Consider the following 20,674-nt stretch of genomic DNA (forward strand, 5'->3'; position numbering starts at 1 on the left):
AAATGAAAAAGAGAACTTTATATACAATTTTAGCAATTATCGTGGTTGCGGCGGGTTTCTACTTTATTCTTCAAAATAACAAGAAGAAAAACGAAGCTGAAGTTGCCATTGTTGCAGAAAAAAATGCTGATGTTGCAGTGCGTACAGCAACTGTAAAAAAAGAGGAAATTAGCGGCGAATTTTCTTTGAACGGAACTTTTTTACCGAATAAAGCGAGCAAAATTTCTGCGGAAATCAACGGACAGTTAATTGCACTTTACGTAAAAGAAGGAAGTTACGTGCGCGCAGGACAAAGCATCGGCAGACTTGCAGGTGAAAAACTCAACGTGAATGTTGATAACGCAAAAGCCAATTTAGCTCAGGCTCAATCTGCTCTCAGCCGCTACGAAGCTGCGTACAAAACCGGCGGTGTTACAGCTTTGCAGTTGGATCAAGCCAGACTTCAGGTAAAAAATGCAAGATCTCAGGTGCAATCCGCACAACTACAATCCGGTGACACCAATATTATTTCAAAAATTGGCGGTATTGTGAACCAAAAATTTGTAGAAGTTGGTGCTGTTTTAGCGCCGGGAAATCCGATTGTAGAAATTGTGGATATTTCTTCGGTTAAATTAAAAGTTGATGTTGACCAGTCTTTGGTAAGCCAGCTTGCGGTAGGAAATACGGTAAAAGTAAAACCGGATGTAATTGACGGTGCTATCGATGGCCGAATTACCTTTATTGCACCTGCTGCGTCCGGAGCTTTAAAATTCCCGGTAGAAATTACAGTTCCGAACAGTTTTAATAAACTCAGAGCCGGAATGTACGGAAGCGCAATTTTCAACAATAATGGTGAAAACAGTGTTTTGGTGGTTCCGCGTGATGCTTTTGTAGGCAGTGTAAGCGATAATTTGATTTTTGTGGTGAAAAACAACGTCGCTTATTTAACCAAAGTACAAAGTGGCCTGAACTACGGCGACCGCGTTCAGATTCTTTCAGGTTTAAAAGAAGGTGACTTGGTAGTAACCAGCGGACAGATAAATCTTACTGATAAAACCAAAATCAGAATTTTAAAATAATCGATTAAATAAGAATATGAAATTAGTAGAAGTATCGATTAAAAGACCCAGTTTGGTAATCGTAATGCTTGCCTTACTCATCATCGGAGGACTTTTCAGTTACAGCCAACTTAACTATGAGCTGATTCCGAAGTTTGAGGTTAAAGTAGTTACCGTTTCCACAATTTATCCCGGCGCTTCACCTTCCGAGGTGGAAAGCACCGTTTCCAGAAAAATAGAGGATGCAATTTCGTCGTTGGAAGGAATTAAGAAAATTCAGTCCAAATCTTACGAAAGTTTGTCGGTCGTAATCATTCAGTTTAATAATGAAGCCGACGTAGATTTTGCTTTGAATGAAGCGCAGCGGAAAATTAACGCCATTCGTTCCGATCTTCCCGACGACATTGAAGAACCGTCGCTTTCCCAGTTCTCACTCTCAGACATGCCGATTGTGAGCATGGGAATCACTGCGAATCTTACCCAAAGTGAATTATACGACCTGATCGATCAGAAAATTCAACCGGAATTTTCCCGAATTCAAGGTGTGGCAAAAGTAAATATTGTCGGCGGCCAGGAAAGAGAAATCCGTGTAAATCTGGATCAATATAAATTGGAAGGTTACGGGCTAACTATTCCACAAGTTCAGCAAGTTATTTCAACTTCTAACCTAGATTTCCCGACGGGAAGTTTGAAGACACGTGCGAACAGTACTTTAATTCGTCTTTCCGGCAAAATTAAAACGGTAGATGAACTGAGAAATTTAATTATTTCTTCAGTTAACGGACAAACTGTTAAGCTTTCTGATATTGCTGAAGTTCAGGACACGCAGAAAGAAACCGACAAAATAGCACGTATTGATCAGCAAACCACAATTCTATTGCAGGTTCAGAAACAAACCGACGCCAACGCAGTGGACGTTAGTGAGCGCGTGCGCAAGAAAGTGGAAGAAATGGAAGTTCAGTACAAAGCGCAGAATTTAGAGGTGAATATCGCGAATGACACCTCGTTATTTACGCTGGAAGCGGCAAACGCGGTAATTAAAGATTTATTTATCGCCGTAGGTTTGGTTGCTTTTGTAATGCTCTTCTTCCTTCACAGTTTCCGGAATGCGCTCATCGTAATGGTGGCAATTCCAACTTCATTGATTGCGACTTTTATCGGCTTGAATATTCTCGGATATTCATTAAACCTAATGAGTTTACTGGGACTTTCACTTGTTGTTGGTATTTTGGTTGATGACGCGATTGTGGTCATCGAAAATATTCACCGACACATGGAAATGGGTAAAAACAAGGTGCGCGCAGCCTACGACGGTGCATCTGAAATCGGTTTTACCGTAACTGCAATTACTTTGGTTATCGTGGTGGTATTTTTACCGATTGCCATCAGTAACGGTTTGGTTTCCGACATCATCCGCCAGTTTTGTGTCACGGTAATTATCGCGACCATGCTTTCGCTTTTGGTTTCATTTACCGTGGTTCCGTGGCTTTATTCCCGATACGGAAAATTAGATTTAATCAGCAAAGATTCTCTTTTCGGTAAAATCATCTATAAATTCGAGGCTGGATTGGCAAAATTTACCGATTTCATCACCGGAATTTTAACCTGGAGTTTAGGTCACAAAATCAAAACTTTCCTTATAGTCATCGTACTTTTTGTTTCAAGTATTTTGCTTGTGGCTTTTGGTTACATCGGTTCCGACTTTTTCCCGGGAACAGATAAGGGTGAATTTTTGGTTCAGATAGAAATGCCGAAAGATGTTTCAATTGAAGAAACCAACTTTATGACTCAGAAAGCCGAAGCTTTTCTTCGGAAAGATCCTGCGATTACAAGCATGATTACCACCGTCGGACAGTCCAGCACCGGAATGGGTGGCGCGCAGGCGACGAATTACCAGTCGGAAATCAGTTTGAAACTCATTGATCAGTCTGAAAGAAATGCCAGTTCAAAAGTGTACGCGGCAAGAATCAAACGTGATTTGGAAAAAGAATTAGTTGGTGCGAAAATCACCACAATTCCAATCGGATTTATGGGCGCGGAACAGGCACCATTGCAAATGACTGTTGTAGGACCAAATCTTGACGAGGTAATGGCTTACGCGAAACAGGCGGAAGCACAGCTGAAATCCATCGATGGTTCGTCAGGTGTTGATCTTTCCGTAAAAGAAGGAAATCCGGAAATTATGGTGAGTGTTGACCGCGATAAAATGGCACTTTTAGGTTTAAATGTCGCTACGGTTGGTCAGACTTTACGAACTGCATTCAGCGGAAATGACAACAATAAATTCCGAACCGGAAACAGCGAATACGACATCAATATTATTTTAGATGAAGCGTACCGTAAAAGCATTGATGATGTAAAAAACATCAATTTCGTCAACAATGCCGGCGAAAGAATTCAGCTTTCTCAGTTCGCGGAAATCACTAATTCTTCGGGTCCTGCATTGCTTGAAAGATACGACAGATCACCTTCAGTAACCATCAATTCGCAGGTTGTGGGTAAAACCACGGGAACTTTGGCTGCAGAATGGGAAGCTAAAATGGCAAACGTGAAAAAACCTGCTGGCGTCACTTGGATTTGGGGCGGAAATATGGAAAACCAAAGTGAAGGTTTCGGAACTTTGGGAGTTGGTTTATTAGCCGCAATTCTCTTGGTTTACATGATTATGGTGGTGCTTTACAACGATTTTGTGAAACCGTTCATCGTACTGTTTTCAATTCCGTTATCGTTTATCGGTGCGCTTTGGGCACTAGCTTTAACAAACCAGAGTTTGAATATTTTCACCATTTTGGGTGTAATTATGCTGATTGGTTTGGTGGCGAAAAATGCGATTTTACTAGTTGATTTTACGAATCACCGAATGGCCAAAGGTGAAACCATTAATAATGCTTTAATCCAGGCAAATCACGCGCGACTTCGTCCGATTTTGATGACGACCATCGCGATGGTTTTCGGTATGCTTCCGATCGCAATGGCGTCGGGCGCGGCAGCCGGAATGAACAATGGTTTGGCAATCGTAATTATCGGCGGACTGTTATCATCGCTTTTCTTAACATTAATTATCGTTCCGGTGGTTTACTACATTGTGGTGAAACTGGAAGATCGATTTGCAAGCAAAGAAAAAGCAAATTACGAAAATCTGATGGTGGAAGATTACAAACATATTCACCCGGAAAACGAAATCGAATTCTAACGAATAACATTAAATTTAAAGACGCTTCGGATTATCTGAAGCGTCTTTTTTAATTTTTAAAAATGAAATTTTTGCCCGTTTTAGCACGGAATTTTTTGAATTTAAAGTGTTAACTTTTCTATTTTAAAACTGAAAAATTTGCCATTTTAATCCGGTATTTTTTGGATTTAATGAAAGTCACCTTTAATCGAAGATATTTAAAATCGAAAAAATTGCCGTTTAAGCGCGCTATTTTTTTGGTTTAATGAAATTCAGATCGAATTGAATGCTTTTCTAAAAAAGAAAAATTTGCCATTTTTCTGCCTAATTTTTTTCAGTCTAATGCAATCTAGATCGAAATAAAAAGAATTTCTAAAATGAAAAAATTTGCTGTTTTAACTGATATTTTTATCTGTTTTATTGGAACTCTGCTTTGATCAAAGTTAATTTTAATCGAAAAAATTTGCCGTTTTAACGCCCGATTTTTTATAATTGATGCGCATTTATTTTTTTCTGCGACAGCGTCAGAAATCTTTTAACCAAAAGCACTGCAGAAATCGTCAATCCAAGTCCGAGCGCGATCCACATTCCCCAGGCGCCCATTTTCAAGGTAACACACAGAAAATAACCGAGCGGAATAGTGATAATCCAATACGCGATAAAAGTAATAATCGACGGTATTTTTACATCCTGCATGCCGCGCAGACAACCAAGCGCGACAATCTGAACACCATCAGAAAGCTGGAAAAGTGCCGCAATAATCAACAGTTTTGAGGCGAGTAATATTACTTCTACATCTTCTTTTTGAGTGAAAAAAGTCGGTAAAATATTTCTGCCGAAAATAAAAAACAGACCGCACAAAACCATAAAAAGAAATACGATTTTCAAATTATTAATGCCGACGCTTTTTAAACCGATAAAATCGCGCTCACCTGATTTTCGCCCAATCATTACCGTTGACGCCACGCTAAAACCGATACACAAATTGAAAGTAAAAGACGCCATCGATAAAGCAATCTGGTGCGACGCAATATCTTTTGCTGAAATTAGTCCGCAGATAAATGCCGCGCCGGCAAACGCTGTAACTTCGAAAAACATCTGCAAAGCCGTGGGAAAACCAATTTTCACCATCTTGCGGAACATGTCTTTTGAAAATCCTTCAATTCGCAGGTAAAAATCTTTAATGTAGCGGCGCGTACCTTCTTCTTTCAGCAAAACGTAATACAGGAAAACCATCATGAAAACTCTTGCGATTAAGCTCGCCAGCGCGGAACCTTTTACGCCCATTGGTGGAAAACCGAACATTCCTTTAATAAAAACGTAATTCAACGCGATGTTAATGATATTCGCGAAAATCGTTGCTTTTGTGACTCCAATGGTAAAAGACAAACCTTCGGAAACTTCACGTAAAGTCTGAAACACCATAAACGGCAAAATACTGATCGTCATAATCGCCAAAAAGCTGATCGTGTCCGGAATAATTTCTGGCGGCTGATCCATGTGATAGAGCAGTGGCAAAGCCAGCAAAAGCACGATGGACAGCAGTAAACCAATTCCTAAATTAATGACAAAACCATGGCGAAAAACCGAATTGATCGTTTCGTGGTCGTTCACAGAATGCGCTTCCGAAACCAACGGCGGAATTGCCAGTGAAAAACCGAGCGCGAAAACAAATATCGAAAAGAAAACCGCATTTCCCAGTGAAACCGACGCAAGCGCCTGCGCACCAAGCAATTTTCCCACAATAATATTGTCGAATAAATTCACGGAAACCTGACCGACCTGCGTAAGCATGACTGGCAACGCGAGCGTAAGTAAAGATTTGGTATGTTGGGAATTGAGAAATGCCATGGCGCGGAAAAATTTCGGCAAAAATACTGCAATCTTTCTGCTTTTTTGCTATTTAATGGTTTTCTTTTCAGCAGTGAAATTTGGAAATAAAATTAAAATAAAAAAATGCCTCTGTTTGGGCATTTTTTTTTGATTTTGCAAAGTGTGAAAATTTGCTGCTATTCGAGCATCTTTTTCAAATTCAGCGCGTTATGAATTGCGGCGACACCAAAAGTATTATTGAAAAATAGGTAGGAAGTTCCGCTAAATTTTTTCACCTCGTTTGCGAATTTTTCAAGTTCTTCATCGGAATAACTCGATTTAAACATTTCCGGGACACCGTGAAATCGGTAATACGCAAAATGCTCGTCATTAATTATGAAATCATCAGGAATGTTTTTCGGAATTGAGACACCACAAAAAATTAGGCTGTTTTTACCCAAAATTTCTTTTATCTCATTATTCCACCAAGATTCGTGACGGAATTCCACCACATTTAAATATTTTTTATCGACAGTTTTCAGCACTTTTTCCAGATTTTCCGGCGTATTCTTAAATGACGGCGGAAGCTGAAACAGGAAACCCGCTAATTTGTGCTGAAGTCCGGCGGAAATATGATCACAAAATTCCGCCGTTTGCGACAAAGTATTTTCTAGTTTGCCGACGTGCGTAATCGCTTTGGGCATTTTAATAAAGATTCTAAAATCATCTGTGGTGTTTTCGCGCCATCTCTCCAAGGTTTTTGCCGTAGGTTTATGGTAAAATGTGGAATTAATTTCCACCGTTTTAAACTTTGTAGAATAAAACTCAAGATAATCCCGGGAAGCTAAATCTTCCGGGTAAAAAGTTCCTTTCCAGTAGCCCACGGAAAAGGAAGAGCAGCCGATGAGCACGTCACTCTTCTTCATACTTAATCAAGCCGCTGGTAAAACCTTCCCACTGAATTTTACTTCCCAGCAGCATTCCGCCAAGGGCAACAATTTTATCCCGGATTTTTTCCAGAAGCGTGTGGTCATCGGTGTTCGGCGTTTCATTTCTGGCATGAACTTCGGCACAAACTTTTGTTCCCTCGCGTTTGATGATGAAGTTTGAAGTTGCGTCGGAATCCAGAAAATGTTTGGTGTCATTTTCCGGTTTTGTCGGATTTTGACTTGGGCGGACTTTAATAAAAACCGATTCTTTTGCAGGCGTTATTTCTTCCTGAATTTCCTCAATCTGCACCCAATCGTAACCATCATCGGAATTATGCAGAAGCGGAACTTTAATTTTAATAAAATGATTCACCTTCGGTTCTTCCAAAGTTAACTCGCCATTTTCATCGCGCAGGGAAAACTCTGCTTTTTCTTCGCCTGCAAAAAACTCCCACGAATTTACATCGAGGAAGCGTTTGCGTACGGTTTGAAAATGCTGCATTGCTGCCGCATCATCATCAAAAATAATTTCAGAATAAGCGTCGGTTTGCGCACCTTTAAATTGGGGTGGAATTTTTGGGTCCATCGCTTTAAAATTTAAAAATTATTATTTAGAAAATTCTTCAACAATTCTTTTGTTAAAAGCCGGTAAATCTTCGGGTGAACGGCTTGTGGTTAAATTACCGTCAGTTACCACTTCTTCATCAACCCAATTTGCGCCAGCGTTTTTCAAATCGGCAGAAACTGAATGGTAAGAAGTCATTTTTTTACCGTTTACAACTTCAGCATTAATTAAGGTCTGCGGGCCGTGGCAAATTGCTGCAACAGGTTTTTCAGCAGAGAAGAAATCTTTAACAAATTGAACTGCTTTTTCACTTCCGCGCACCGTATCCGGATTGATAACGCCGCCCGGCAAGAGCAAAGCGTCGAATGAACTCGCACTTGCTTCATCAACGATTTGATCCACAGAAACAGAATCACTCCATTCGTGATCTTTCATCGATTTAATTTTTCCGGGCTTTAAGGATATAATTTCTACGGTCGCACCGGCATCTTTCAAAGCTTTTACGGGGCTTTCCAATTCGGACTGTTCGTAACCGTCTGCCGCAAGAACCGCGACTTTTTTATTTGATAAATGTGACATTTGATTTTAATTTAAAAATGATATTTTGAATTTGTGTTTTTTAAAAAAAGGCCGAAATAGCAGAAAATAAAAGCGGCAAAAGCCGCTTGTTTGTTTATTTTGCTTTCAGATTAATTTCGGTTTTCGCCAGCTTCGTTAAATCTTTATCGCAGGTTTTTTCTTCGTTTAAGGTTTCTAAGAGTAATTTTAAAACTTCTTTTTCACCCAAAAGTTTCGCGTAAGTTGCTAGCGTTCCGTAAGAAGCAATCTCGTAATGTTCCACTTTTTGCGCTGCGGCAATGATTGCAGCGTCGCGAACAGCACCAGGCTCAGTTTCTTCCATGATGCCTTTTGCTTCTTTCAGCAAACCGTCCATTGCGTCGCATTTTACAGCTTCCGGTTTTAGTTTTAAAGCTTTGAAAGCGCCTTCCAGTCTTTTCACCTGCATTTCAGTTTCGCTTAAATGTTCGTTTACAGCGGCTTTTAAAAGTGGCGATGTGGAATTTTTGGCCATTTTAGGCAGGTTTTTTACCAATGCTTTTTCTGCCCAATACATATCTTTCATTCCGTCAACCATAAAATCTCTCAATTTTTCAGCCGCGTCTGCTTTCGGTGCAATTTTTCCTTTGGATGTCGTTTTCGTTGCCATAATAGTATTTTATAATGTTAATGTGTTTTTAAAATTTTTAATGAAAAGTGTGCGGAAGGAAATCCGCGAACCTGTTTTTTAGAAGCATCTTGTATGCCAAAATATTGTTGATGAGCCATTAACGCAAAATTTAAAACGAAAAAATTACCTGTTTAAACGGCTAATTTTTTCAAAATAAAAAATCCGGTATTGTAAAATACCGGACTTAGTTTAATTAAGAAAAAGGCTGAAAAGCGGGAAATTATTTTCTGACGAAACTTTCTACGTCGCTTGCTGTTACAGGACTTGAACCTAAGATAATTAAACGCTCGATCACGTTTCGAAGTTCACGGATATTTCCGGTCCAGTTGAAGTTTTTTAATGCGTCGATGGCATTGTCATCGAAAGTTTTTAGCGCAGTGCCGTGTTCATCGGAAATAATTTTAGCAAAATGTTTCACCAAAAGCGGAATATCATCTTTTCTTTCGTCAAGTGACGGAACATAAATTTCGATCACCGAAAGCCTGTGGTAAAGATCTTCCCGGAATTTTCCTTCAGAGATTTCCTTTTGCATATTCTTGTTGGTTGCCGCTAAAACGCGAACATCAACCTTAATTTCTTTATCACTTCCGACAGGTGAAACTTTGCTTTCCTGCAGCGCGCGCAAAACTTTCGCTTGTGCAATCAGCGACATGTCACCAATTTCATCCAGAAAAATCGTACCGTTATTCGCAAGTTCAAATTTTCCCTGCTTGTCCTTTATAGCTCCAGTAAAACTTCCTTTAACATGCCCAAATAATTCTGATTCAATAAGTTCCGATGGAATCGCAGCACAGTTTACCTCAATCATCGGACCTTTGCTGCGGTCACTTTGTGCGTGAATTGCGTGCGCTACCAATTCTTTCCCGGCGCCGTTCGGTCCGGTGATTAAAACGCGCGCGTCCGAAGCAGCTACTTTTTCAATCATACTTTGAATTTTCTTCAAAGCAGGCGATTCACCAATCATCTGGTATTTTTTATTCACCTTCTTTTTTAAGGTTGAATTTTCGGTTTTTAAATGCTGATTGGTTTTCTGTAAATTTCTTTTATCTAATGCATTGCGAACGCTTGTTATCAAACGGTTGATATCAATTGGTTTCGAAATAAAATCGTAAGCGCCGTCCTTTAAACAATCCACAGCCGTATCAATATCAGCGTGCCCGGAAATCATCACAAAAGTGGTATCGGGTTTCAGCTGAAGACTTTGTTTAAGCAGCTCTGTACCGGAAACTTTAGGCATTTTTATATCGGAAACCACCAGCGCGAAATCCTCTTTTTCAATTTGTTTTAAACCTTCTAAACCGTCATCAGCAATCACGAACTCGTAATCGGGCAATTCTTCGGAAAGTATGCTTTGCAGCACGCCGGAAATAGCTTTTTCATCTTCAACAATTAAGATTTTCTGCATCAGTAAAATTTTATGGATTTTTTTAAGTTATTATAGTAAGCTGGGTTACAAGCAAAAATCGTACCCCGAAACGGCTACTTTTCTGGCTTTCGGCTGCCAAAAATTGCAGAACCGATGCGCACCGAAGTTGCGCCACATTCAATCGCGAGTTTATAATCATTGCTCATTCCCATCGACAGTGTAGAAAGTGGTTTTTGCGCGGACAATTCATCGAAAAGGTTTTTCAACACTGCAAACTCATTTCGAACCTGAGCTTCATTCTCGGTAAAAGTTGCCATTCCCATGAGACCGTTTATTTCGATATTAGGATAATTTCCGTTGAGATACTCAGAGAAAATTCCTTTAGCTTCGGAAGGTTCAAGACCATATTTCGTGTCTTCCTCAGCAATTTTTACCTGCAATAAGACCTTTATTTTCCGGTTATGCTTTTCAGCCTGTTTATCAATTTCTTTTAGAATTTTTCGAGAATCTACACTTTGAATGGTGTCGATGAATTCCGCAATATATTTTACCTTATTCGTCTGCAAATGCCCGATCAGATGCCAGTGAATATCTTTTGGCAACTCATTATATTTCTGTACAAGTTCCTGCACTTTATTTTCCGCAAAAACGCGGTGACCTAAGTTATAAACGCGCTCAACCGTTGCTGCATCATAGGTTTTGGAAACTGCGACCAGCTGCACATTTTGTGGCAAATCTTTTACGATATTGGAATAATTAGCTTCGATACCGGCTGGTTGTTCCATCATTTTAGTAAAATTCTTTAAAGAATATGTTAAATAATTCTTCAAATTTACCCTTTTTCCCCCGGAATTGCAAAGCAACAGCTATATATAAGATTTAACAGTTTTCTGCAATTTGGGTGATTTCACCTATTACTATATAATTATTAATGATACATTTGTTTTAAAGAGGATTTCCTGTTAAAAAAATACATCCATGGATCGGATTAAAGTCGCTATTGTTGATGACCATCAGCTTGTTTCCAAAGCATTGGAAAACATGATTTCGCTTAGTCCGGATTATAAAGTAGTTATGAACTGCTACAATGGTGAAGATTTCCTGAATAAGCTGAAAGACCAGACTGACATGCCCGAAGTCGTTTTGATGGACATTAATATGCCCAAAAAAAACGGCGTTGAAACCACGGCAGAAGTTACCGCAAATTATCCACAGGTTAAAGTCATCGCGCTGACGATGGAAGATAACGAAAGCACCATTATCAATATGCTGAAAGCTGGTGCCAAAGGTTATCTCCTGAAAGATATGTCGCCGGATATTCTTTTCAACGCTATTAATATTGTGCACGAAAAAGGTATTTTTTACACCGACATCGTTACACAGAGCCTGCTGAAAATTCGGACCGAAGAAAAAGTGATGCAGGAAATAAGCGAAACGCTTAAGGAACGCGAAATAGAATTTATAAAAAACGCATGTTCCGAGTTAACTTATAAAGAAATTGGTGAACAGATGTGCGTAAGCCCAAGAACAGTTGACGGCTACCGGGATTCCGTCTTTGCGAAATTAAATGTGAAGTCGCGCGTAGGAATTGTTTTATTTGCTATTAAACACAAGCTAAATTAAAAATGGGTGTTTTCACTCTTTTTTTGCCTTGTTTAATGCTGTAATATTGTCCTAATCATAAGAACACAAATAATGAAAAATGAGTAGGAGCCGGTTTTTAGCCGGCTCTTATTTTTTTAAAACCTTTAGAAAAAAAATTTTATAATTCTAAAAGTTTTTTTTGCAACAGCGCCATTCCTTCCGTTGCGGTCGTTTGGTAAAAATGGAAATTTCCACCAAAATTCATCGGAATTTCCGGATCAATGACGTAAATTTCGCAGTCTGGTGAAACGTCATAAAGCAATCCCGCGGCCGGATAAACATTTAACGACGTGCCGATTACCAGAAAAATTTCCGCCTGCTGGACCAGTTTTATTGCTTTTTCCATTTCGGGCACCATTTCACCAAACCACACGATATGCGGCCGTAATTGTTGTCCGTTTTCGCTTAAATCTCCAATATTCAAATCTTTTTCCCATGGAATTATACCCGAGTTGGAATTTACGGGCCGCGCTTTTTTCAGTTCACCGTGAAGGTGCAAAACATGAGTTGAACCTGCGCGTTCATGAAGATCATCAACATTTTGCGTGATGATATTTACCTCAAAATCCCTTTCTAATTCTGCTAAAATTTCATGGGCTCTGTTTGGCTGCACTTCCAGAAGTTGCCGGCGCCGCGCATTGTAAAAATCCAGGACCAATTGCGGATTCCGCGCGAAACCTTCGGGGCTTGCAACATCTTCCACGCGGTGTTCTTCCCATAAACCATTGGAATCGCGAAAAGTTTTAACGCCACTTTCTGCTGAAATCCCGGCACCCGATAAGACCACTAATTTTCTTTTCACCTTTTCTCTTTAAAAATTGAAATTATAAAAAAAATGCCTGTTTAACGGCAAAAAAATCTTTTTTAACTTTGTGGTACTTCCGTAAACCATGATTCAAAACAAAATAAATTTAAAAATTCGTCCCGCACAAACAAACGATATTCCGGAAATCTGGAAAATATTACAACAGGCTATTGCCTTGCGACGGGAAGATGGAAGCCCACAATGGCAGGACGGTTATCCCAACGAGGAAATCGTGCGCAAAGACGTTGCCGAAAACCATGGTTATGTTTTTATTTTAAATGAAAAAATTGCCGGTTATGCAGCCATATTTTTCGATCTTGAACCAGAATACGAAGTACTCAAAACCTGGGAAAACACGCCGCCTTATGCCGTAATTCATCGTGTAGCTGTAGGTTCAGATTTTTTAAAAAAAGGCATTGCGACGGAAATTTTCCGGCTGATAGAAAAACTGGTTATTGAAAAAGGAATTGAAAGCATTCGCGTTGATACCATTTTCGATAATTTGGGAATGCTTCGGATTTTCGAAAAGCTTAATTACACCTATCGCGGTGAAGTTTATTTCCGTGGTTCGGCGAGAAAAGCTTTTGAAAAAAAACTGTAAAAAGCCAAACTTGAAAAATTTGCCAAAATAGCACTGAATTTTTCGGTAACGCCGCTCAAATCACTAAATTTGTAATTCAACAATAATTTATTTCCATGTCAAAAAAAGCAATTTTAGCAATTTTAGACGGTTGGGGTTTAGGCACCGATCCCAAAATTTCCGCCATCGCACAAGCAAACACACCATTTATCGATTCGTGCTACGAAAATTTTCCGCACACGACGCTTGAAGCCAGTGGTATTGCGGTAGGTTTGCCGTTTGGACAGATGGGAAATTCGGAAGTTGGCCATATGAATCTTGGCGCAGGACGCGTAGTTTACCAAAATCTTGTGAAGCTGAATATGGCGGTGGAAAACGCCACACTTGGAAAAGAAAATGTAATCACCCGCGCTTTTGAATACGCGGCGGAACACAAAAAGCAGGTGCATTTTATCGGCCTTGTTTCTGATGGTGGCGTGCATTCGCACATCAATCATTTAAAAGGATTATTAGCCGCGGCGCATGAATTTGGCTTGGATAAAAATGTTTACGTACATGCTTTTACCGACGGCCGCGACTGCGATCCGCATTCGGGTAAAGGTTTTCTGGAAGATTTAATACATCACATGAACCAGACGACTGGTAAACTTGCGACCGTTATCGGCAGATATTACGCGATGGATCGTGATAAAAGATGGGAACGCGTGAAATTAGCCTACGACGCGATGGTGAAATGCATTGGCGAACCAAGTTTAGATGTGCTGCAAACCATAGAAACCTCTTACCAAAATGGAATCACCGATGAATTTTTGAAACCGATTATCGCTTTGCGCGACGGAAATTTGCCAATGACAAAAATAGGGCAGGACGACGTGGTTTTCTGCTTCAATTTCCGTACAGACCGCGGACGCGAAATCACGCAGGCGCTTTCCCAGGAGGAATTTTCAGAGTATGGAATGCACCCGCTGAATCTTTATTACGTTACGATGACGAATTACGATAAAGATTTTAAAAATGTAAAAGTAGTTTTCAATGAAGATGTTTTGCAGGAAACCATGGGTGAGGTTTTGGCAAAAAACGGCCGCACGCAAATACGTGTAGCTGAAACGGAAAAATATCCGCATGTAACCTTCTTTTTTTCCGGCGGACGCGAAGATATTTTTGATGGTGAAAGACGTTTGCTTTGTCCAAGTCCGAAGGAAGTTCCGACTTACGATTTTAAACCTGAAATGTCTGCTTTTGACATCACCGAAAAAATATTGCCCGAAATTGAAAACGAAACAGCAGATTTTATTTGCTTAAATTTTGCAAATGCGGATATGGTGGGCCACACGGGCGTTTTTGATGCGGCGGTAAAAGCTGCGGAAACCGTTGACCAATGCATCCAAAAAGTAGCGACAGCAGCATATGAACATGGTTACGCGGTTTTTATTCTGGCTGATCACGGCAACTCCGATGTAATGATGAATGATGACGGTTCACCAAACACGCAGCATTCGACGAATTTAGTTCCGTTAATTGTAATGGACAAAGCTAAAACGTGGCAATTAAAAGCCGGAAAATTAGGCGATATAGCACCGAGTATTTTGAAAGTAATGGGTGTACCAATTCCGGAGGTGATGACCGGCGATATTTTGGTGGAATAAAGTAAATCTAAAATTTTGGAAAGCTAATTGCTAACAAAAAGATTATAATTGATTATTAGTCAATAAATTCGGATAATTTTTAATTATTAAATTCGTTATGCAGTAAATAATAATTTTAATTTATATTTGCAAATTATAAAAAAAGGCAGAAAAATGTACGATAAATTAGTGAGAATTGAGGTAATGAGAACTTTAGGAAAAGATGTGGACAATTTTATCTCATCTTACCTGACTCCCGTAGAAAAAATTTGGCAACCTACGGATTTCCTGCCAGATCCAAGTGCCGACAGTTTTAAATATGATGTGGAAGAACTGCAAACCTACGCGCGGGAAATGGGTTACGATCTTTTCGTTACTTTAATTGGTGACTGTATTACCGAAGAAGCGCTGCCAAGCTACGAATCATGGTTAATGGGTGTAGATGGCGTTAGTGTGGAAGAAAGAAGTGGCTGGGCGCAATGGGTGCGCAGCTGGACCGCAGAAGAAAACCGCCACGGCGACCTTTTAAACAAATATCTTTACCTCTGCGGCCGCGTAAATATGCGCGAGGTGGAAATCACCACCCAATATTTAATTCAGGATGGTTTTGACATTGGCACAACGATGGATCCTTACAGAAATTTTGTTTATACAAGCTTTCAGGAAACTGCTACAAATATTTCTCACCGTAGAGTAGGCTCACTAGCAAAGCAGTCCGGAAACACCAAACTTTCACGCATGTGTGGTGTAATCGCTGCTGACGAAGCTCGACACGCGAAAGCCTACAAACATTTTGTTACCAAAATTTTCGAACTCGATCCTTCCGAAATGATGCTGGCTTTTGAAGATATGATGCGCAAAAAAATTGTTATGCCTGCACATTTGATGCGCGAATCGGGCCAGACCGCAGGTGAGCTTTGGGATCATTTCTCAGATGCAGCACAGCGAGCAATGGTTTATACCGGTCAGGATTACATTAATATCTTAAGTGATCTTTTGGACGAATGGAAAATCGAGCACTTCTCAAATTTAACAGAAAAAGCCCAAAAAGCTCAGGAATATTTGGTGAAATTACCTTCACGACTTCAAAGAATTACCGATAGAATAGCAACACCGGATTTAGAATATCAATTTAAATGGGTTAAATCGTAAGATTTTTCGTTTTTACTAAATAATGCAGGAATTAAATCCTGCATTATTTTTTTACTTTTTCATAAAGAACCGAAATTTAGTACCTTTGCAGTTCTGAATTTAAATATAATGACCAACAGCAAGAAATTAGCGATTGATTTTGACGGAACCATTGTCGATGATGCATATCCCGGAATTGGAAAACCGAAAATATTTGCTTTTGAAACGCTGAAAAAATTACAGTCGGAGGGTCACCGCTTAATTTTGTGGACTTTTCGCCACGGAAAAACGCTCGATGAAGCGGTAGAATTTTGCAAAAAAAATGGTGTTGAATTTTATGCGGTAAATTCCAGCTTTGAAGGCGAAATTTTTGATAACACTCAGGCTTCGCGAAAAATTGATGCTGATTTGTTTATCGATGACCGAAATCTTGGTGGTTTTCCGGGTTGGGGCGAAATCTACAACATCATCACCGAAAGAATTGAATTTCGGGTAGAAGGCAGAGAAGTTTTGCCTTATTCTAAAATTAAAAAAGAAAAAAAGAAAGGTTTATTCTGGTAAAAAATATCCAGCTTTTTTCATATATTTTTACGTTTTGATACAATTAAAAACCATAGAAGAACTCCGCTTGATGCGCGAAAGCGCGCAATTGGTTTCCAAGACTTTGGGTATGCTTGCAAAAGAAATCAAGCCCGGAGTTTCCACTTTACACCTCGATAATTTAGGTGGCGAATTTATTCGCGACCACGGCGGCGAACCGGCATTTTTAGGAATGTACGGTTTCCCGAAAAACCTTTGTATATCACCAAATGCCGAAGTTGTTCACGGCATACCAAACGAAAAACCGCTAGAAGAAGGCGATATTTTGTCGGTAGATTGTGGTGTTTATATGAATGGTTTTTACGGCGATCACGCCTACTCATTTGCGGTGGGAAATATTGCGCCGGAAACCGAAAAACTTTTGAAAGTCACCAAAGAATCTCTGTACAAGGGAATCGAACAATGCGTTCGTGGCAAAAGAGTAGGAGACATTTCAAACGCAATCCAAACCTACTGTGAAGCTCACGGTTACGGTGTTGTGCGCGAACTGGTTGGTCACGGCCTTGGCAGAAAAATGCACGAAGATCCGCAAGTCCCGAATTACGGACGAAAAGGCAGCGGTAAAGTTTTGAAAGACGGTATCGTACTCGCGATTGAACCGATGGTAAATTTAGGTACAGAAAAGGTGAAATTTCACAGCGACGGCTGGACGGTAACTTCAAAGGACAATTCACCATCAGCACATTTCGAACATGACGTTTGCATCATTGCCGGGAAACCCGTTTTGCTTTCAACTTACCGATATATCTACGAAGCGCTGGGAATAGTAAGCGATGAGGAAAAACCATTTACAATGGCTTTTTAATGAAAAAAATAGCAAAATTTCTACTCAACAAAGTTCCAAGACCGCTGTTAATCAATTTGAGTATTTTGCTGCGCCCTTTCATTTATTTTATTTTTAAAGGTGACCGGTTTACCGATCCAATCGACGGTAAATCTTACCGGAAATTTTTGCCTTACGGCTACGGAAAACAGCGTGAAAATGCACTTTCACCCGGAACTTTAAGCTTGGAAAGACACCGCCAAATGTGGCTTTACCTTCAAAATGAAACCGAGTTTTTCACCAAAAATTACAAGGTTTTACACATTGCGCCGGAGCAAGAATTTCTAAGAAGATTTAAAAAACTGAAAAATCTCGATTATATTTCCGCTGATTTATTCTCACCAATCGTAGATGTAAAAGCGGATATTTTAGATTTACCTTTTGAAGACGAGAGTTTTGATGTCATTTTTTGCAACCACGTTTTGGAACATATCGAAAAAGATGCGCAGGCGATGAGCGAACTTTTTCGGGTGATGAAAAAAGGCGGTTGGGGAATTTTTCAGGTTCCCTTAAAAAATTCTTTAGAAAAAACCTACGAAGATTTTTCCATTACCGACAAAGCTGAAAGACAGAAACATTTTGGCCAGTACGACCACGTACGCTGGTACGGAATGGATTATTTTCAGCGGCTGGAAAACGCCGGTTTTTCTGTAGATATTAATTATTATTCTAAAAAATTTACCGCAGAAGATCGGAAAAAATTTGGTCTTTTAGAAAGCGAGATTCTTCCGGTCGTTAAAAAGTCCTAATTATTTTTCAAGGTTTTGTAAAGCTTTCAGCATGTCAATGCCTTTGCCTAAAATCGGTTTAAACAAATCTCCTTTTTCCTGAATTCGATCTAAAGCATTGTGAATATTGAAATCTGTAGGTTTTAAACCTGATTTTACTTCCTCCCAGTTTAGCGGCATGGAAACCGGCGCACCAGGTTTTGGTCGAATGCTGTACACACTTGCTAAAGTCTGGCCGCCGCGGTTTTGCAGGTAATCCAGATAGATTTCGTTTTTTTCTCTTTTCTTTAAACTTCTTTCAAGCGTGGTAATTTCCGGCACCAATTGCTGTACTTTCTGCATCAGAAGGTGCGCAAAGTTTTTTACCTGCTCATAGTCATATTTTCCGCCCATCGGAATAAAAATATGGATGCCGGAACTTCCGGAAGTTTTGCAGTAACCTTCAATTTTCACCTGATTCAGAACTTCTTTTGTTGCCAGCGCAACTTCTATAACATCTTCAAAAGTATTGCCTTCCGAAGGGTCCAAATCCAGCGCCAGCCAGTCCGGAAATTCCAAATTATCAATTTTAGAATTCCAAGGATTTAGGTCGATACAGCCGAGATTATTTAAATACGCAATATCCGCCGCGCTATTGCAGACCAAATACTGAATGTCTTTTTCGTTTGATTCCGAAAAAATCGTTGCTTTTTCAATCCAGTCCGGAGCGCTGTCACCAGCATCCTTGTGGTAAAAACTTAAACCGCTGATACCGTTTGGAAAACGGTTTAACGATTGTGGACGGTTTTTTAGATGAGGTAAAATATATTTTGCAACAGACTGGTAGTATTCAACCAAATCGCCTTTGGTAATGCCGCTTTCAGGAAAGTAAACTTTGTTTTGGTTCGTTAATTTTACCGTATGTTTTCCTATTTTTTTCTCCTGTTCATTCTCGCGTGCTTTTTTCGTAGTTTTCGTTTTTGAGGATGAAACTTTCTTTTCTGCAGTTTCTACTTCTTCCTTTTTTTTCGGTGCTTTTTTGGCACTTTTTTCCGGTTTTATACCTTCACCTAAAGACGTTTTTTTTATGTCTACCTTTTCTTTGTCTGCGCGGATTCCAAGGAAAACGGGATGACGGAAAATACCGTCGCCGGTTTTTTCGGTGAATTTTATTTCGCAGACAATTTCAGGTTTTACCCAGGTTGCTTTGGTGTTGGTTTTCGGAACATCTTTGAAAGGTGCTTCAGATGTAATTAAAGGTTCGAAAAGCTCGTACAGTTCTTCAAGTTTTTTATTGCTGAAACCCGTGCCCGCGTGACCGCAATATTGCAGTTCACCATTTACATAAGTGCCCAGAATAATAGCACCGAACTGTTTGCGGGAACCTTTCGGTTCGGTAAAACCACAAATCAGCACATCTTCGGTTTGCTGAAATTTAATTTTAAGCCACTCCGCACTGCGCGCGCCTTCGGTATAAGTGCTCGTAATTTTTTTAGCGATCATTCCTTCGAGGTTCATCTTTTCAATTTGGTCGAAAAAGTTTTTGCCCTTTTCGGGAACGTGCTCGCAATATTTTACGACATCATTTTCAACCAATGCGTCTTTAAGCAATTCTTTTCGTTCAAGTAAGGTCAAATTTTCGGTAGATTTCCCGTTCAGCCAAAGCAAATCAAAAACCTGGTAAGTCATCGCCATATTCGGATGATCACCAATTTGCTGCAAAGCCTGAAAATCCGGCTGACCTTTGGAATTAAAAGCCACAATCTCTCCATCCAAAACCATGGGAAATTTCTGATCTTCGAGCGCTTTTGAGATTTTAGAAAACTTTTCGGAAAACGAAAGTCCGTTGCGAGAATAGAGAAGTTTGGAGTCTTCTCGCAAATCTGCCACCGCGCGATAACCGTCCCATTTTATTTCGAAAACCCAGTCTTTGCTGTCGAAAGCTTCATCACCAACCTGAGCCAACATTGGTTTGATGAAATCTTTCAGCTTTTTTTCACCGGTAAGCGCAGGTGTAAAATTCTGATATGGTTTTGTGGAATTTTCAGTTGTTTTTACCGTTTTTTTTTTGGAAGGTCGGTTTTCCTCCCGCTCAGTAACTTTGGATTTTTTCGGAACGTGATCTTCAGAATCATACTCATCTAAAGCAAATTTATCTTTATGCTTAATTAGCAACCACGCATTATCATCTTTTGGATTTTTAATTTTTACAAGGGCAAATTCACCTTTTAATTTTTTACCATGAAGAATAAATTTCAACGATCCTTTGTGCAGCTCGCTGCGCATAACCAAATCATCAGCTTTTCCTTCTGCTTTTTCTAAAGGTTCATAAGTGCCGGAATCCCAAACTTCAACCTCGCCGCCACCATAATTTCCTTCGGGAATACTCCCTTCAAAATCGCGGTAAGAGTAGGGGTGATCTTCGGTCATCATCGCCAGGCGCTTATCTTTTGGGTTTAATGAAGGACCTTTCGGCACCGCCCAACTTTTCAGCACGCCATCCATTTCAAGCCGGAAGTCGTAATGCAAGCGCGTTGCAGAATGCCGCTGAATTACAAAAATAAGTTTGCCCTCGCTTTTTTTGGTTTTACCTTCCGGCTCCGATGTTTCCTCGAAATTCCGTTTTTTATTGTATTCTTCAAGTGGCATA

Annotated in this window: 18 protein-coding genes; 9 read left to right on the plus strand and 9 right to left on the minus strand. The window is 39.9% G+C overall.

The annotated features are described in order from the left end of the window. Positions 1 to 2: 2 nt before the first annotated feature. Both OA84_RS08045 and OA84_RS08050 read left to right on the plus strand, forming a co-directional pair. Complete coding sequence (locus OA84_RS08045; protein WP_039344568.1) at positions 3 to 1,058, plus strand: efflux RND transporter periplasmic adaptor subunit; 1,056 nt, start codon at positions 3 to 5, stop codon at positions 1,056 to 1,058. 16 nt (positions 1,059 to 1,074) lie between these two features. Further along, on the plus strand, positions 1,075 to 4,230 hold the full coding sequence (locus tag OA84_RS08050) for an efflux RND transporter permease subunit (protein ID WP_039344571.1): 3,156 nt from the start codon (positions 1,075 to 1,077) through the stop codon (positions 4,228 to 4,230). Between the two features lie 465 nt (positions 4,231 to 4,695). Here OA84_RS08050 and OA84_RS08055 read toward each other — a convergent pair whose 3' ends face one another. From OA84_RS08055 to OA84_RS08085, 7 genes are all read right to left on the minus strand, one after another. Beyond that, positions 4,696 to 6,060 carry an MATE family efflux transporter gene (locus OA84_RS08055; protein WP_039344574.1) on the minus strand — a complete coding sequence of 455 codons (1,365 nt, stop codon included), beginning with the start codon at positions 6,058 to 6,060 and terminating at the stop codon, positions 4,696 to 4,698. A gap of 158 nt (positions 6,061 to 6,218) precedes the next feature. After that, a complete protein-coding gene (locus OA84_RS08060; protein ID WP_039344576.1) occupies positions 6,219 to 6,947 on the minus strand; it encodes a DUF72 domain-containing protein in 729 nt (242 codons plus the stop codon). Continuing rightward, on the minus strand, positions 6,934 to 7,536 hold the full coding sequence (locus OA84_RS11235) for a hypothetical protein (protein WP_052252152.1): 603 nt from the start codon (positions 7,534 to 7,536) through the stop codon (positions 6,934 to 6,936). Before OA84_RS11235 ends, OA84_RS08060 begins: the two co-directional genes overlap by 14 nt. Positions 7,537 to 7,557: 21 nt before the next feature. Continuing rightward, a complete protein-coding gene (locus OA84_RS08070; RefSeq protein ID WP_039344579.1) occupies positions 7,558 to 8,094 on the minus strand; it encodes a type 1 glutamine amidotransferase domain-containing protein in 537 nt (178 codons plus the stop codon). 94 nt (positions 8,095 to 8,188) lie between these two features. Next, the gene (locus OA84_RS08075; protein ID WP_039344581.1) at positions 8,189 to 8,722 is read right to left on the minus strand and encodes a YciE/YciF ferroxidase family protein; all 534 of its coding nucleotides are present in this window, start codon (positions 8,720 to 8,722) and stop codon (positions 8,189 to 8,191) included. Positions 8,723 to 8,963: 241 nt separating this feature from the next. Then, a complete protein-coding gene (locus OA84_RS08080) occupies positions 8,964 to 10,148 on the minus strand; it encodes a sigma-54-dependent transcriptional regulator (RefSeq protein ID WP_039344584.1) in 1,185 nt (394 codons plus the stop codon). 74 nt (positions 10,149 to 10,222) lie between these two features. Next, positions 10,223 to 10,897: a YggS family pyridoxal phosphate-dependent enzyme gene (locus tag OA84_RS08085; protein ID WP_233701831.1), complete on the minus strand. Its 675-nt coding sequence runs from the start codon at positions 10,895 to 10,897 to the stop codon at positions 10,223 to 10,225. A 190-nt stretch (positions 10,898 to 11,087) separates the two neighbouring features. On the opposite strand from OA84_RS08085, the gene OA84_RS08090 reads away from it, so the two are divergent. After that, on the plus strand, positions 11,088 to 11,732 hold the full coding sequence (locus OA84_RS08090; protein ID WP_039344587.1) for a response regulator transcription factor: 645 nt from the start codon (positions 11,088 to 11,090) through the stop codon (positions 11,730 to 11,732). A gap of 139 nt (positions 11,733 to 11,871) precedes the next feature. Here the strand turns inward: OA84_RS08090 and OA84_RS08095 are convergent, their stop codons facing one another. Further along, the gene (locus OA84_RS08095; protein ID WP_039344589.1) at positions 11,872 to 12,555 is read right to left on the minus strand and encodes an SIR2 family NAD-dependent protein deacylase; all 684 of its coding nucleotides are present in this window, start codon (positions 12,553 to 12,555) and stop codon (positions 11,872 to 11,874) included. Between the two features lie 88 nt (positions 12,556 to 12,643). Here OA84_RS08095 and OA84_RS08100 point away from each other — a divergent pair, with 88 nt between their 5' ends. The 6 genes from OA84_RS08100 (at position 12,644) to OA84_RS08125 (ending at position 18,066) form a co-directional block, all read left to right on the plus strand. Beyond that, entirely contained in the window at positions 12,644 to 13,159 is a 516-nt protein-coding gene (locus OA84_RS08100; protein WP_039344592.1) for a GNAT family N-acetyltransferase, read from the plus strand. 95 nt (positions 13,160 to 13,254) lie between these two features. Beyond that, positions 13,255 to 14,784 (plus strand): 2,3-bisphosphoglycerate-independent phosphoglycerate mutase, encoded by a 1,530-nt coding sequence (gene gpmI, locus OA84_RS08105; RefSeq protein ID WP_039344595.1) that lies wholly within the window; start codon positions 13,255 to 13,257, stop codon positions 14,782 to 14,784. Positions 14,785 to 14,937: 153 nt separating this feature from the next. Then, positions 14,938 to 15,915, plus strand: a complete 978-nt coding sequence (locus OA84_RS08110) for an acyl-ACP desaturase (RefSeq protein ID WP_039344598.1) — start codon at positions 14,938 to 14,940, stop codon at positions 15,913 to 15,915. A 108-nt stretch (positions 15,916 to 16,023) separates the two neighbouring features. Further along, on the plus strand, positions 16,024 to 16,455 hold the full coding sequence (locus OA84_RS08115) for a BT0820 family HAD-type phosphatase (protein ID WP_039344600.1): 432 nt from the start codon (positions 16,024 to 16,026) through the stop codon (positions 16,453 to 16,455). Positions 16,456 to 16,489: 34 nt separating this feature from the next. Further along, entirely contained in the window at positions 16,490 to 17,299 is an 810-nt protein-coding gene (gene map, locus OA84_RS08120; RefSeq protein ID WP_039344603.1) for a type I methionyl aminopeptidase, read from the plus strand. After that, positions 17,299 to 18,066 carry a class I SAM-dependent methyltransferase gene (locus tag OA84_RS08125; RefSeq protein WP_039344606.1) on the plus strand — a complete coding sequence of 256 codons (768 nt, stop codon included), beginning with the start codon at positions 17,299 to 17,301 and terminating at the stop codon, positions 18,064 to 18,066. Before map ends, OA84_RS08125 begins: the two co-directional genes overlap by 1 nt. Here OA84_RS08125 and ligD read toward each other — a convergent pair whose 3' ends face one another. Then, the gene (gene ligD / locus OA84_RS08130; RefSeq protein ID WP_039344609.1) at positions 18,067 to 20,673 is read right to left on the minus strand and encodes a DNA ligase D; all 2,607 of its coding nucleotides are present in this window, start codon (positions 20,671 to 20,673) and stop codon (positions 18,067 to 18,069) included. Position 20,674: the final 1 nt, after the last annotated feature.

The organism is Kaistella solincola, from assembly GCF_000812875.1.
Taxonomy (GTDB): Bacteria; Bacteroidota; Bacteroidia; order Flavobacteriales; family Weeksellaceae; genus Kaistella; species Kaistella solincola.

What these genes read in the sequence shown, in the direction of transcription:
- OA84_RS08045 (WP_039344568.1), top strand. Translation starts at nt 3, where the DNA reads ATGAAAAAGAGAACTTTATATACAATTTTAGCAATTATCGTGGTTGCG.
- OA84_RS08050 (WP_039344571.1), top strand. Translation starts at nt 1,075, where the DNA reads ATGAAATTAGTAGAAGTATCGATTAAAAGACCCAGTTTGGTAATCGTA.
- OA84_RS08055 (WP_039344574.1), bottom strand. Translation starts at nt 6,060, where the DNA reads ATGGCATTTCTCAATTCCCAACATACCAAATCTTTACTTACGCTCGCG.
- OA84_RS08060 (WP_039344576.1), bottom strand. Translation starts at nt 6,947, where the DNA reads ATGAAGAAGAGTGACGTGCTCATCGGCTGCTCTTCCTTTTCCGTGGGC.
- OA84_RS11235 (WP_052252152.1), bottom strand. Translation starts at nt 7,536, where the DNA reads ATGGACCCAAAAATTCCACCCCAATTTAAAGGTGCGCAAACCGACGCT.
- OA84_RS08070 (WP_039344579.1), bottom strand. Translation starts at nt 8,094, where the DNA reads ATGTCACATTTATCAAATAAAAAAGTCGCGGTTCTTGCGGCAGACGGT.
- OA84_RS08075 (WP_039344581.1), bottom strand. Translation starts at nt 8,722, where the DNA reads ATGGCAACGAAAACGACATCCAAAGGAAAAATTGCACCGAAAGCAGAC.
- OA84_RS08080 (WP_039344584.1), bottom strand. Translation starts at nt 10,148, where the DNA reads ATGCAGAAAATCTTAATTGTTGAAGATGAAAAAGCTATTTCCGGCGTG.
- OA84_RS08085 (WP_233701831.1), bottom strand. Translation starts at nt 10,897, where the DNA reads ATGATGGAACAACCAGCCGGTATCGAAGCTAATTATTCCAATATCGTA.
- OA84_RS08090 (WP_039344587.1), top strand. Translation starts at nt 11,088, where the DNA reads ATGGATCGGATTAAAGTCGCTATTGTTGATGACCATCAGCTTGTTTCC.
- OA84_RS08100 (WP_039344592.1), top strand. Translation starts at nt 12,644, where the DNA reads ATGATTCAAAACAAAATAAATTTAAAAATTCGTCCCGCACAAACAAAC.
- gpmI (WP_039344595.1), top strand. Translation starts at nt 13,255, where the DNA reads ATGTCAAAAAAAGCAATTTTAGCAATTTTAGACGGTTGGGGTTTAGGC.
- OA84_RS08110 (WP_039344598.1), top strand. Translation starts at nt 14,938, where the DNA reads ATGTACGATAAATTAGTGAGAATTGAGGTAATGAGAACTTTAGGAAAA.
- OA84_RS08115 (WP_039344600.1), top strand. Translation starts at nt 16,024, where the DNA reads ATGACCAACAGCAAGAAATTAGCGATTGATTTTGACGGAACCATTGTC.
- OA84_RS08125 (WP_039344606.1), top strand. Translation starts at nt 17,299, where the DNA reads ATGAAAAAAATAGCAAAATTTCTACTCAACAAAGTTCCAAGACCGCTG.
- ligD (WP_039344609.1), bottom strand. Translation starts at nt 20,673, where the DNA reads ATGCCACTTGAAGAATACAATAAAAAACGGAATTTCGAGGAAACATCG.